16 protein-coding genes are annotated in these 13,402 nt (G+C 40.6%); 2 read left to right on the top strand and 14 right to left on the bottom strand.

What is annotated here, in order from left to right; genetic code table 11:
* Positions 1-14: 14 nt before the first annotated feature.
* The 3 genes from C200_RS08440 to C200_RS08430 are packed head-to-tail and all read right to left on the bottom strand — an operon-like array spanning position 15 to position 1,774.
* Complete coding sequence (locus C200_RS08440) at positions 15-377, bottom strand: ABC-2 transporter permease (protein ID WP_016211743.1); 363 nt, start codon at positions 375-377, stop codon at positions 15-17.
* A complete protein-coding gene (locus C200_RS08435) occupies positions 364-1,392 on the bottom strand; it encodes an ABC transporter ATP-binding protein (protein ID WP_129556577.1) in 1,029 nt (342 codons plus the stop codon). Before C200_RS08435 ends, C200_RS08440 begins: the two co-directional genes overlap by 14 nt.
* Positions 1,370-1,774, bottom strand: a complete 405-nt coding sequence (locus C200_RS08430; RefSeq protein ID WP_016211744.1) for a glycine-rich domain-containing protein — start codon at positions 1,772-1,774, stop codon at positions 1,370-1,372. Before C200_RS08430 ends, C200_RS08435 begins: the two co-directional genes overlap by 23 nt.
* A 230-nt stretch (positions 1,775-2,004) precedes the next feature.
* On the opposite strand from C200_RS08430, the gene C200_RS08425 reads away from it, so the two are divergent.
* On the top strand, positions 2,005-3,984 hold the full coding sequence (locus C200_RS08425) for a TonB-dependent receptor (protein ID WP_016211742.1): 1,980 nt from the start codon (positions 2,005-2,007) through the stop codon (positions 3,982-3,984).
* Between the two features lie 16 nt (positions 3,985-4,000).
* Here the strand turns inward: C200_RS08425 and C200_RS14975 are convergent, their stop codons facing one another.
* From C200_RS14975 to C200_RS08385, 8 genes are all read right to left on the bottom strand, one after another.
* On the bottom strand, positions 4,001-4,225 hold the full coding sequence (locus C200_RS14975; protein ID WP_282916175.1) for a DDE-type integrase/transposase/recombinase: 225 nt from the start codon (positions 4,223-4,225) through the stop codon (positions 4,001-4,003).
* A gap of 200 nt (positions 4,226-4,425) precedes the next feature.
* Positions 4,426-5,247, bottom strand: coding sequence for an amidohydrolase family protein (locus tag C200_RS08415; protein WP_016210957.1), 822 nt, complete (start codon positions 5,245-5,247; stop codon positions 4,426-4,428).
* A gap of 146 nt (positions 5,248-5,393) precedes the next feature.
* The gene (locus C200_RS08410; protein ID WP_016210955.1) at positions 5,394-5,648 is read right to left on the bottom strand and encodes a BufA1 family periplasmic bufferin-type metallophore; all 255 of its coding nucleotides are present in this window, start codon (positions 5,646-5,648) and stop codon (positions 5,394-5,396) included.
* A gap of 98 nt (positions 5,649-5,746) precedes the next feature.
* Positions 5,747-7,543 carry an SLC13 family permease gene (locus C200_RS08405; RefSeq protein WP_032126575.1) on the bottom strand — a complete coding sequence of 599 codons (1,797 nt, stop codon included), beginning with the start codon at positions 7,541-7,543 and terminating at the stop codon, positions 5,747-5,749.
* Between the two features lie 76 nt (positions 7,544-7,619).
* Positions 7,620-8,339 (bottom strand): tRNA (guanosine(46)-N7)-methyltransferase TrmB, encoded by a 720-nt coding sequence (gene trmB, locus C200_RS08400; RefSeq protein WP_016210956.1) that lies wholly within the window; start codon positions 8,337-8,339, stop codon positions 7,620-7,622.
* Between the two features lie 182 nt (positions 8,340-8,521).
* Positions 8,522-8,728, bottom strand: coding sequence for a hypothetical protein (locus tag C200_RS08395; protein WP_016210951.1), 207 nt, complete (start codon positions 8,726-8,728; stop codon positions 8,522-8,524).
* Positions 8,728-8,964, bottom strand: a complete 237-nt coding sequence (locus C200_RS08390; RefSeq protein ID WP_016210948.1) for a hypothetical protein — start codon at positions 8,962-8,964, stop codon at positions 8,728-8,730. Before C200_RS08390 ends, C200_RS08395 begins: the two co-directional genes overlap by 1 nt.
* Before the next feature lie 12 nt (positions 8,965-8,976).
* A complete protein-coding gene (locus C200_RS08385) occupies positions 8,977-9,354 on the bottom strand; it encodes an SEL1-like repeat protein (protein WP_032126574.1) in 378 nt (125 codons plus the stop codon).
* Positions 9,355-9,860: 506 nt separating this feature from the next.
* Between C200_RS08385 and C200_RS08380 the strand changes: the two genes are divergently transcribed.
* Positions 9,861-10,679, top strand: a complete 819-nt coding sequence (locus C200_RS08380; protein WP_032126573.1) for a hypothetical protein — start codon at positions 9,861-9,863, stop codon at positions 10,677-10,679.
* Positions 10,680-10,772: 93 nt separating this feature from the next.
* On the opposite strand, the gene C200_RS08375 is transcribed toward C200_RS08380, so the two are convergent.
* From C200_RS08375 to rsmD, 3 genes are all read right to left on the bottom strand, one after another.
* A complete protein-coding gene (locus tag C200_RS08375; RefSeq protein ID WP_230384594.1) occupies positions 10,773-10,925 on the bottom strand; it encodes a CBU_0585 family protein in 153 nt (50 codons plus the stop codon).
* Positions 10,926-11,064: 139 nt separating this feature from the next.
* On the bottom strand, positions 11,065-12,450 hold the full coding sequence (locus tag C200_RS08370) for an L-serine ammonia-lyase (RefSeq protein WP_016210946.1): 1,386 nt from the start codon (positions 12,448-12,450) through the stop codon (positions 11,065-11,067).
* 126 nt (positions 12,451-12,576) lie between these two features.
* Positions 12,577-13,167: a 16S rRNA (guanine(966)-N(2))-methyltransferase RsmD gene (rsmD, locus tag C200_RS08365; RefSeq protein ID WP_016210945.1), complete on the bottom strand. Its 591-nt coding sequence runs from the start codon at positions 13,165-13,167 to the stop codon at positions 12,577-12,579.
* Positions 13,168-13,402 lie beyond the last annotated feature (235 nt).

Below are 13,402 nucleotides of genomic sequence, written 5' to 3'. Positions count from 1 at the left end.
ATTTTAAGGGAGGGTTACCTTAGCATACCGGCGATCATCTGTGAAAGTACCATATTTCTAACAGACATTGATGACACTAAAATTTCTTCAATTGATTTATTATAACGGCTTAAAAAAATCGTCGACACGCTGGCATCATATGCTGCAATAATCATTGCCATCATCATAAGCCCTGGGGTAATAAACTCTAAATAAGTTAAGTGATGAATCATTTTTGTATGCGCGCCGATGAGCTGCCCAAAGACAATAAAGTAAAGCACTGTGCTAATTATCGTAGGACATAATGCCTGTATCCACACTTGCTTAATCTTTCTAATTTCTTGACCTATGACCGTCTTCGCCGCAATAAGTGATTTGGATTTTCTAGCCAACCTCATTATTTTTATTCTCTTTTTGAGTCAAACTAATAAAAATAGTTTCAAGCATATTAGTCTGGCGAGACTCATTGGTAACATTAACCACGGCTACGCCTTGCTCAGCTAACAAACCAAGTAATTGACTCATTGTTTGCCCTTGGTGTGGATATAAAGAAACCCACCAGTGTCGATCATCGATATTAATCAACTCAAATGGCTTAAGCTCTATTTGATCCGCCATCAGTATCAATGGCTCTTTTAGCTCCAGGATAAAATTATTTTTTGCTACCTTGGTAGAAGATACATCTAACAACTCATTAATCGGCTTATTTTCTATTAATTTACCTTTATTAAGAATAATAATATTGCGGCACAAACGTTCTACTTCCTCAAAATAATGTGAGGTTAGGATAATCGTCATACCCTGTGCATTAAGCTCCCGAAGAAAATCCCACATCAATCGCCGCAGCTCAACATCAACACCTGCGGTTGGTTCATCCAAAATTAACAATTGAGGCACATGTAATAATGCCCGCGCAATCATCAAGCGCCGCTTCATTCCACCGGATAAATACCGCGCACGCTGCTGACGCTTCTCCCATAAACCTAACTTCTTTAGATAATACTCAATTTTATCTTGAACTTTCTTTCTTGATAAACCGTAATAACCTGCTTGTGTGTAGAGAATATGTTCAACTGTTTCAAACGGATTAAAATTAAACTCTTGTGACACCAAACCAATGAGCTCTTTCACCTGAGGGTTACCGCCAGGGGACAGCTCATAACCAAAAAGACGCACAGATCCCGCGCTTTTACTAATCAAGCCGGTGATAATATTAATTAACGTTGATTTGCCCGCACCATTAGGACCGAGTAAAGCATAAAATCCACCTTGCTCGATAACGAAACTCACCTGATTTAGAGCAATGTATTTTTTATCATAAATTTTAGTTAAACCATCAACTTCTAGCGCAGGCGCCGATGTTAATTTAAATTCGCTGCCATCTAACCGGTCAGGCGACCTCTTCAAGACCATCTCGTAACAATACTTGCAATGGCTCGCCAAACTCTTTTAAGTACAGTTCTTGTGTTACTTCAAAGGCGTTTGCCAACGCATCCAAATCATCATGTTCTGGGTCAGCAGGATGATGGTGAATATAGCCGCCAACTAATGCCTGGCAATCTGCCATATAACGCTTGGTATACAAAATATGATTATGCCAAAACTCATCGATTTCTTTGGTCGGCACGAGAGACTTTTTACCACGATACTTTACTAATAAGTATAAAAACCGCTTATAGAGTTTTTCACAAATTTTAACACTCTGCCACTGCCATTGCGGCAATGGATAAAGCTCTGAGCACATCGCACGGCAAATATAATCTAAATCTAACTTATTGATATAATCTAATGACACAATTTAGCTCTGACAATTGCCACTGCAATTCGCCATACACGCAGCTACCTCTTTATTAACATTAGACGGCTTATTTACCTCAACAAACTTGGTAGGAGCAAGCTTCTTATTATTAGGTGTAATAAATAAGCTTTCAATTAACTTTTTTCTAGATAGGGACATTTACTTTCTCCTGACCTGAGTGATATATTGCCTGCCACTGATTTAACTATCAACGCGGAAAAATGTCAATGTTAAAGCCTATTCAACTTAATATAGCCAAACAAAAAAGATCAAAAAGATCAATAAAAACCAAAATCAGAATACTCTCTACATTGATCATACCTAACTTATGCTTTATAACCGATAATTACAGCCAAACCCTAGTTTTACCAACTTTAAATATCAGTAGCACTCACGCAGCCAAGAAAAGCACTGACAATACTGGCACAAATGTTACTTTTAGCCAAAAAAACATTCAAGAACAAGGTGCATCTTCAGTCATTGGCTTTTTAAAGCAACAAAGCCTAGTGCAAATAAAAACCAGCTCAGGGCAGCAGGACCAAACCGCCATTGCCATTCACGGCTTTGGTGATAATGCGCATAGCAACTCACTGCTACATGTCGATGGCCTACCTTTCAGCAGCTTCACCAATATAGGCCCGAACCTAAATACAATTATGATTCAAAATATTAACACTATTAACCTTATTCCTGGCAGTTATGGCAGCTTATACGGCAGCCAAGCGGTAGGCGGTGCCGTTAATTTAACGACACACATTCCAGGCAAACGTGAACTATATACGGGATTAAGCCTAGGTAACCGTGATCAAAGCCAAACCAACTTTTTCTACAGTGAGCGTTACCCTTCTGATCTTGGCGTCAGTTTAGGCGGTGCTTTTGCAAATATTAGCCATGACCAAGACAAAACTCAAAAAAATTATAATATTAACGCAAAAGTTGATTATATCAGTGATAACGATAGTGCTAGTTTGAACTGGCTGTCTTACCGTAATTATATCGAAAACCAAGATGCACTGACTTGGGGCAGCAATACCCCTGTTGCTCCTGTCATGCCCAACAGCACCACACAAGGCCATGTATTATATGCAACCAACCAATTGATGATTAACCCCGCTTGGCAATGGAATAGCCAAGCAATGCTGTTATACAATAAAATTACTGGCATGTTTAGAGGTACAGCACCCACAGAAACCAATCAAAGCAGTCTTCTATTACAAAATAATATCTCTTATTTAAACTTTTTTAGCACAGGTATTGATCTGCAAAAAAACAGTGCCCATACGCTCTCAAACAATATACAAAATGCACAAGCAAACGACAAAGTTGCTGACATTTATAGCCGGGCTAAATTACCTATTATTAATAAGTTAGATCTTATTCTAGGTGCACGCTATGCTAATCAATGGATGAATGCCAACACAACGGTTGAAAACAGTTCTACACATAATCATTTTTTCGCCAATGAACAAGGCCTCGTTTGGCAGCAAACGAGTGAGCTTGAGTTTTATTTGCGTCGTGATACTAATTATCGCTTTGTTAACGGCAAAGATAGGCTATGGGCACCAACAACAACAGAGATTAACCCAGTGCAAATGCAAACAGGCATCTCCTATGAAACTGGGCTCAAATGGCATCATGGTGCGCATAAGTTTGAATTAGGGCTCTATCGCCTGGATCTAAATAATGAGCTCACTTACGACCCCAATGCGGGTCCATTTGGCTCTATATCAAATTTACCACCCACTCGACGCATCGGCTTAGACCTGTATAATCAACTGCCAATTAATGATCGTCTCACCTTAAATACTCAAGCAAGCTTAGTGCGTGCACGCTTTAGCTCAGGTAACTATTCAGGTAAACAAATCCCTGCAGTCTCACCGGTCAGTACCAGCTTAGGCTTGACCTACCAATGGCCAAAAAACTGGAGTTTTAATATTATAGAAAATCATTATAGTAGTTTTTATGCTGTCAATGATTTAGCTAACCAAGCGCCTAAAATGGCAGGCTACTTTACTACTGATATCAATTTTAGAAAAACCTGGCACAAGCTCGCCATGAATCTTAGCATTAAAAACTTACTCAATAAGCACTACACTCGTTATGCCCTATATTCTCCCACAATACCAGGGATCTCTCCAGCAAGCTTAACTTACTACCCAGCCGACGGCATTACTGCACTATTTACGATGGAATATAACTGGGTCTAATACTAGCCCTATTCGGTCATATAAATTTATTATTCATCTTCAACGCACTGATCCAGCCATTGCCGGTAAACTGCCGCCCCTGATCTGAATTTATAATCTCAGGTTGGCCTTGTTCCAACGCCTGGTTAAGAGCTTCTAAACAGAAGCTCGCCTCCATGGTATTGGAAAGCGCCCAGCCTAAAATATAACGACTGTAGACATCGATTAAGGCCGTAAGATAAGCAAAGTTACGTGTGCTTATATAGATCTTCAGAAAGGTTATTTTCTTGTGCTCTCTGCTTAGTATTAAGCAGCTAATCCATATTTATCAATGAGCTGATTTTGGGCACAGTATATTCTGTTTTTTTAAACATAACGTAATTGNNNAACTTCCGTTGATTGCTACACCCTACTCAAATCTAAATTTTTTGCAACAGTGCCAAAATAATAGCATTATACAGATTAAGGCCTAAAATATACTTTGTTTGCTGTATTATAAAAAATATCTTCATGTGTTATTTGAGGTAGTTTATTCATTAATGTTTCTTGCCATAGTGTATAGTGATGGTGATTGTCGACAGGAAAATTAGAGCCATAGCATAATCTTTGGCTTGGTATATTAGATAAAATAGCGTCTAAGCAGCTATCTAGTGCTTTTTCTTGGCTATTTATCATATAAAATCCTGAGAGTTTTAAAATAATATTATTATATTGAGTGATTTCTTTGATTAAGTCATGCCAGGCTTGCATTTCTTGGCTAGATTGCGTGAGTGGCAAGGCCATATGCTCGATGACAGTGGTGACTTGAGAGTCGCTGATATTGTCTAGTATATTAAGTAGTTGGCTCGCGTACATTTGACATTCAAAAATATAGTGATGACCTTTTAATAAAGTGAGTTTTTGGGTCAAGTTTTTAGGGAGGTGATGATATTGGCAGGGTGAGTAGGTAGACTCCGTGTGGTAAGACATAATTTGCCGAATGCCGACAACTTTTGAATATTTTTTGAGCTGATTAAGCTGTAATAAAAAATGATTACTATCAACGTAAAAATCTCCACAACCAATATAGCGCATATGGTATTGGCTTAATTGATTTTCTAACCACTCTACTTCTTTAATGATATTAATTGCTGAATCATGGGCTTCGATATGAACGAATTGCTTGCATGGTAATGCTGTTGGGAGAAAATCTTGCTGTAATTCTTTTTTTTCGTTATATACCCATTGGTTAATATTGTTTTTTAAATCCCAAAAATGAATATGGCTATCGATGATAGTCTTCATATCTATGACTTACCTCCTAATTTTTATGTCAATTACAAATCAAGAGGTGAGTATAGCATTAAGTGAGTACAAGCGGATGAGAGGCTAATGGGCCGAGCATTATTTACTGTATTGTTCATGCCGATTGCCGATTTACAAAATCAGAGCTAGCTTGATTTACTTTGACCGGCGACGATTTTATCACACAGTCCTTTAGGCATCATAATCCATTCTTTTTTATCACCACTGGCTTTGGCTTGACCTGCGCAGGCATGGTGAGGGGTTGCGCAGTCATTTTTCCCTGCTTTGGCAACGCCATAGCATTTTTCAGACTTGGCAGCATGGGTACTGGTAATTGTGCTGGTTAAGCTTGCAGCAATTGCGGCGGAGATGGCCAGTGACAGTGCTTTTCTTGTTGCCATAATAATCATTACTCCATAACTAAAAATGAAAGCGGCGTGGCTTATTTGGAGTGTAGTTGATAGTTTAGGTTATTTTTAGTTGGTGTTGTTATGGTCTATTAAGTTGTCCAATAAAGCACAGGAATTGCAATGATTAAAAAAATAACCGTCATGACACTGCCAATTTTAATAAAATCACTGATGCGGTAGCCTCCAGGGCCAGTGATCAAGGTGTTGACCTGGTGGGAGGGTAATAAGAATGAATTGGATGCACAAACAGCAACAATTAAGGCGAATAAGCGCGGGTCAGCGCCAGTTTCTGTAGCTAGGTGAATGACGATGGGAACGAGTAAGAGTGTTGCTCCAACATTGGTCATTACCAGGGTGGCAAAGGTCGTAATAATACCGATTAAAAACGCGATTTCTAAGGTTGACCAGCCATGCAATAGGTCAATGATGCCTTGGGTTAGCCACTGTGCTGTTCCTGTTATCTGCAAGGCCGTGCCCAAGGGGATAAGCCCGGCAAGTAAGAAAACTGTACGCCAGCTGATCGACTGATAAGCGCTTTCTATCGGAATACAACCGGTGACAATCATAAGCACTGCGCCGGTCATCAGGCTTAAAGGTTCTGGTACTGCAGGTAAGATAACCAGGACGAGAGTAAATAGTGCAATGGCCAGTGCATACCAGCGTTTTTCTAGGTGTTGGTGTTCTTTTGGGTAGTCACTGGTGATGACGAGGTAGCTTTCATTTTTTTCAAGTCGGCTTAAATCTTGCCAGGGTGAAAATACCCCTAAGGTATCGCCAGCGCGTAAAGTCATTGCCTTCATTTCATCGCCTAAGCGTGAGGTTTTACCACGTAGTACCGCAAGTAGTTGTAAGCCATGCGTACGGCGCATTTTTAATTTTTTGACTTGTTGGCCAATAAGGTCGGAACTGGGTGGAATAACAACTTCACTGAGGCCTGTTCGTGCGGGGCTTAGTACCTCAGCAAATTTCTTTAAGCGCGGCTCGATTGCAAGATTAAACTCTTTGGCAAAATCGCTAATGCGCTTTTCATCAGCGAGGCAAGCGAGTTTAAAGTGGGCTTTTAAAATACTTTTGCGCAAAGGCGGGGAGGTGATTTCTTTTTCATTATAAAGGCCAATGATGGCAATATTATTATGAATTTTAGTTTCTAGCTCTTTTAAAGACATACCAATGAGTGGGCTGTTGGGGGTAATGGTGAGTTCAAAAAACTGCCCACCGATACCGTAGGTGTTGCGAAAGTAAGTTTTACGCACACCAAAACGTTTTTCTTTCGTAACAGGGAGCCAGTGGCGCGCGAAAAGAGCAAAAAATAAAACCGCTGCAATCAGTAGAGTAAGACCAACAGGGGCAACAGAGAAGAGGTGGTATTGCTCGCCGTGTCCAGCTGAGGCCATGAATTCGTTGAGAATAATGAGTGGCCCGGAACCGACCATGGTGACTGTGCCGCCAATAATGGCACAAAAGGCCACAGGCATCAGCAGTCTGGATTTTGAAGTTTGTGTGCGCATAGAAATACGACTGATCACTGGCATCAAGAGGGCAACTGCACCGACATTACGCAGAAAGCTTGCAAGTAGTCCAGCACTAAATGCGTGGGCGGCAATGAGACGGGATTCACTGCGCCCCCCTAATTTTAAAATCAGTTGTGCCAGGTAATTGGATAGGCCAACACGGTCGATTCCAGCGCCAATAATCATGACCGCAATGATGGAGATAATGGCGCTGCTGGAAAAGCCGGCAAAAGCTTGTTGCGGGCTTAATATGCCAGATAGGCCGAGTATGGTTAAAACTAGGAGGGCTGTGACATCGGTTCTGAGCCACTCGGTGATAAATAAAATAATGGTGCAAACGAGGACAGTCAGGACAAAAATCATTGAAAGTGTCATGCGCTTATTCCACCTTGAATATTATATTTTTTCTTGGTCTCTTGCGTTAATTTTATATTTTATTATCTAGTTTCGCTTACTTTTTGATTTTTTTAAATAGTAAGTCCCAGGTGCCATGACCTAAACGTTGGCCGCGTTGTTCGAATTTGGTCAATGGCCTATAATTTGGCCGTGGGGTGTACTGATCAATGCCCGCGGTATTTTCAAAGTGACTATGTGCTGATAGCACCTGCATCATATGTTCAGCATAGTTTTCCCAGTCAGTGGCTAAGTGAATCACTCCTCCCATCGTTAATTTTTTGGAGAGTAAATCAATGAATGTTGGTTGAATTAAGCGGCGCTTATGGTGACGTTTTTTATGCCAAGGGTCTGGAAAGAAAATCTGCACTTGGCTTAAGCTATAATCTGGAATGCATTGTTTGAGAACTTCAACGGCATCGTCCATATAGCTGCGAATATTCGTGATATTTTCTTGTTCCATCTGTAATAACAACGAACCGACACCGGGACGGTGAACTTCTATACCAATAAAGTTATGCTCAGGCATGGTCTTTGCCATGGTCACTAGGGAATTTCCCATGCCATAGCCAATTTCTAAGGTGATTGGCTGGTGATTTGTAAACTCTTGAAGCGCATTAAAGTGACCTTCGGCGATGGTTTTGCCATAGTGTGGCCAGTGTTTTGCTAATGCTTGCTCTTGGCCTTTGGTTAAGCGGCCTTCACGGCGAACAAAGCTCTTGATCTTGCGTTGTATTTTTACTGTTTGAATATGAGGCTGGATTGGCGATTGAGTCATGTGAATTACTGCTCTTGTTACTTTTTACTTTCTTGAATTTTAACTTTTATTTATATTTGCTAGATCATTTTAAATGAAATCATTTTAAATCTTCTGAGCTGGATTGAATAAAAAAATTTAAAGATAGATGCACAAAAAATCCGCTAAGTCTAAATTAAAGCTGAGTGAGAAGTAGGCAGAGCCTAGTTTTTAGGCCCTGGTTTTTTTGATTTTATAGCGATAGTATCTAACAGGGCTAGGCCCTCGTCATAATACTTCATAAACTTATTGTGATGGGTTTGCAGGCTGTGCTCATCCAGTACTTTTGCATTTACCGCCGCGAGAGACTTTCTTACTTCGGTTAGATGGGCATTAATTTTTTCAAATGGATTGTTGTTATTTGAAGACATTATGACTTGAAATCCTCATGTTCATAGACTTGCCCTTTGATTCTCTGCTTGGGAGTATGGGCTGACTTTTGGGGGAAAAAACGTTTTTTTATCCACGCGGCAACAAAGAGTGCACAGGCGATGATCAAGCCCCAAAATAAAACATAGGCAAAAAATACAATGCTTACAAAAAAGAAGGCGATAAGTACACCCGCACTGACAAAAGGGAGTATTTTTTTTAGAGCTGAGTTGAGCATGAATGAAATCTCCTAATAGCGACCTTGGCTAAGTTCTGCTGCCATACGAAACCACTCGGCAGCTTTTGTATCACTTTGAGTGACGCCAGTTCCTTTGTAATAGGCCCAGCCGCGCTCTAAGGCGCGAGCGTTAAATGCGTTAGGGCGTACCGCAGACAGATACCACTGTGCTGCTGCTTTTGCATCTTGTTTGGCACCTTTGCCAAATTCATACATAAATCCGACTTCAAGACATGCCTGTAGGTTACCAGCTTGTGCAAAGGGAATACTATCTTCAAATGCTTGTTTGAATTGGCCTGCCTGAAATTCATGGTTGGCCGTGATAAAATCTGCGGCAAAACCAGGCGCGGATAAAGCAATGATCAAAAATAAAACGGTTAGTCTTAACAAAGAGTTAAATCCTCGTGGCGCTGCTGACTTCTCTAAGGAAATGCCAAGTCTTCTTATCATAACGCAAAATTGGAAAATTATCACTCTACTCGGATAATTTGTCAAATTTTACTAAGCCTTAATAACTATATTAAATGTAATAATGAAAAATAGTCGCAAGAAGCGGGTTTTATAATTATCTATTTGAATTATTTATATTTTAAATTGATACAGCCCGTATTGAAAACTTAATATCCTCACCAGGGAACGACAGTCGCCTATTGGCTTTAAATTTAAGTTAAGCGATGATTTTTTCTCATCTTAATTGACCAAGCGAGATTACAAATAAGTTTTAATGGGCCAAGGAGAATCAGGGGAAATTATGACTTTAAACTGTACAGTTGTTAGATTAGAGTTTTAGCTATAATGTAAATTTACATTAAATTTATGTAAAATATATACAAATTATTGTTTTTTATGTAAATTGTTCTTAATGGGTGTATCTCTGATTGATGGTGGAAATGAGTATGGCATTACAAGATTTAAAAAATAACATAAAAGAGTTGTTATTAAATATCAAAAGGCATGAAAAAAGTAAGTTTGTGAGTCGAGATGGGGTCGAGCGCAATGTTAATCAAGTTGTTGATAATGCTACTAGTATAGCGAATAAGTTTGCTGCTAAGGCTAAGGCGCTCGGGTCTAAGTTTTTGGCCAAGAAGAATGTAAAGCCGGAGCCGGTGCCTGATCCGAGTCCTAGTATTGATTCTGCTGAGGATGTGGAGCAAATTGACTCTCGAAGTCGAGTTGCAGTTATTAAGGAGCTCTTAGGTCAAGTTGATGGGCTTGGATCGGGAAGAGATAGTTACACTTTTTTAGTTGGTTTACAACAAAAAGAAGCGTTTTGGGGAAAAGGCAGTCAGAAAGCTTATTTTCACAGAGACGGCCATGAGAGTTTAAAAGCTGAGTTAGTTGAGTGCCTAAGTGCTTGTAAGGAACAAATACTGCAGGATATACGTTTATCAATTGAAAATCAGGCAAAAAGTGGTGAGTTTAAATTTGGGTATGGTGGTTCTCGCTATAAGCTTGAAGTGGAAGGTCAGTTTTTTTCTGTATCAAAAAGAGCACTTCAGGTTTGTGAAATTATTAAAGACCCTAATCCTGATTTCACTGTAGAGGCAAAATTTGAAGCAATAAAAAAGATAAAGGCTGTTGCTCTTACTTATCAGCCGAGTTTTCCTTGGTTTCGTCGCTTGACTGGGATTGGTGATACTAAAGAATCGACCAACAACTTTCTTGCTGGCCTTGATTGTGCTGAGGGTTGTTACAACGAACCTGCACTAGGCTAATGTAATGATAATGATTTTATTAATATTAAAGGTAAGGCCTTAATAAGCACAGGCCCATGTTGTGGATGGCTTGTTAAGGCGGGTATTGAGTAATTATTTTGTCATCTTTGCTGTAATGCGCGTGGCTTTGTCGATTTCTTGGCGTTGTGATTCTGTTTTAGGGTGATTTTGTGACAGGGTATTTAATAATTTACTAATATCGCTGACATAGTTGCGTTGTATTTTATTATTTACTTTTGTTTTCATTGCTGTTTTACCCGTACCTGTGCCTGTATTTGAACTGAAATTCACTGACCTAAGGGTAAGCGAATTTCAGTGGATCTGCAATTTTTCTGCATGTTATTTTTTATATTATTTTTAGTTTAGTGTGTGTTACTTGGAAGGGCTAGCATTCCGGTAAATTAACGGCAAGTCCCCCCTGAGAGGTTTCTTTGTAGGTGGACATCATATCTTTACCGGTTTGCAGCATGGTCTTGATGACTTTATCAAGTGAGACCTTATGCTCGCCATCGCCGAGCATCGCTAGGCGTGCGGCGGCAATCGCTTGGGTTGCCCCCATGACATTACGTTCGATACAGGGGATTTGTACCAGGCCCTCTATTGGGTCGCAGGTAAGGCCTAAATGATGCTCCATGCCAATTTCGGCGGCATTTTCAATTTGCTCAACAGTCGCTCCCAGTGCAGCAGCGAAGCCTGCGGCAGCCATTGAGCAAGCGACACCAACCTCGCCTTGGCAACCGACTTCAGCGGCTGAAATTGAGGCACCTTTTTTGTATAAAATGCCAATGGCGGCAGCGGTTAACATAAAGTTGATCAAGCCTTGTTCAGAGGCATCTTGCTCGAAGTTAAGATAGTATTTTATTGTCGCTGGGATAGTACCTGCTGCCCCATTGGTTGGTGCTGTGACGACGCGACCGGCAGCGGCATTTTCTTCATTAACAGCAATAGAATATTGGGCCAGCCAGCTCATGGCATCATAGCCACGGCCATTTTCTTGTTGTTCTTTGAGTTTTCTATAGAGTTCGGGAGCGCGGCGTTTTACATCCAGCCCACCAGGAAGAAGGCCTGTGGTTCTTGTGCCAGCCTCTATCGATGCATCCATAACTTGCCATAGCTCGAGGATGCCGGATTTTATTTGCTCATCGCTACGCCAAGCACGTTCATTGTCCCACATCAGCTCTGCAATGGTTTTATTATGCTGTTTGCACAAGGCGAGTAATTGCTCGGCCGAGTTAAATAAATAGGGCAGTTGAGGGCCTTGCTGATTTTGATTGCTTGATTGACTGTTTTCTTGGTGAAAACTGTTTAAATCGGCAATAAAACCACCGCCGGTTGAAAAGTAGGTTTTTTCAATTAATTTATTGCCTTGGGCATCAAAGGCATCAAAGCGCATACCGTTGGCATGCTCGGGCAGGAATTCATCACAGTGAAAAACAAGTTGCTCATTGATATCAAAAGAAATTTCTTTTTTCCCAGCTAAATTTAAGGTCTTTTGCGTAATAATTTCATAGAGGCGAGGTTCAACGATTGCTGGGTCGATAGACTCAGGTAGATGGCCTTCTAACCCCATCAGGGTGGCTTTATCGGTGGCATGGCCTTTGCCTGTTAAGGCGAGTGAGCCATATAAATGGGCTTCGAGGCTGGCGATATTGTTAAATTGCTCAGCGCTTAGGGTTTCTAGAAAAGCGTGGGCTGCGCGCATTGGTCCAACGGTATGGGAACTCGATGGCCCTATCCCTATGGAAAATAAATCAAATAAGCTCACCGGCATAGCTGTTTGTCCTGTATTCGTAGTTGCTTCAATTATTGTTATTGTAAAATTAAGCTGAGTAAAAATACCACTATTGTTAGCCTGGCTTTGCTGTAAAGCAAGTCGCGCTGCACTATCTGCATCACCTTATACAGTGGGCTGATAGCTTAGCAGGTGATATGCAACATCACCACTTTTTTTACTGCGCAACAGTGTTAAGCTATTATCTAAGTTTGGCTTTAAGTCCAGTACATAGCTTGCTTCAGTCTCTATATATAGATAAGACTCTGATTGTAACCAATGATTGCATATCAGCCTTTCTAGGCAGATTGGAATGAGGTTTTGATAAAAAGGTGGGTCTAGAAAAACAAGATTATAAGGGATAGGGCAGGTTTGATTTAAAAGGGTTAAACTATCTGCACATTGAACCTTCGCGTTATCATTAAAGTTGAGTGCATCAAGTTGCTGCTGCAGGTGGTTGGCCAGGTCTTTTTGTTGCTCCCAAGCGGTAAGGTGAGCAGCTCCTCGCGATAACGCTTCTAAGCCTAAAATTCCAGAACCGGCAAAGACATCTAAGCAGCGTTGTTGGTAAATATCATCCATCAGCCAATTGAAGAGCGTTTCGCGAATGCGGTCCGGACTTGGACGCACTCCGGCAAGTGCTGGAAAGGTAATTTTACGACCGCGATATTTCCCACTGATAATGCGCACGGTGCCAACATTCGTTTTTCTCTTCATGGCCTAATTTATATCACCTCAGTATATTCATATAATTTATCAAAGATTGTTTGCTAGTATGCCATGAATTTAACTTGGGATTAAGGCATTAGTTGTCATGGTTTGCTCTTGAAGGTTGATGCTTGGGCACTGTTGCAAAAAATTTAGATTTGAGTAGGGTGTAGCAATCAACGGAAGTTAAGAGTGAATTGCTGTGGGTAGACGTAAACGATTTAAGAAGAATCAACCCTTTAAA

Source organism: Piscirickettsia salmonis LF-89 = ATCC VR-1361 (genome assembly GCF_000297215.2).
GTDB classification, from domain to species: Bacteria; Pseudomonadota; Gammaproteobacteria; order Piscirickettsiales; family Piscirickettsiaceae; genus Piscirickettsia; species Piscirickettsia salmonis.
This window is presented reverse-complemented; position numbering and strand designations above follow the sequence as displayed.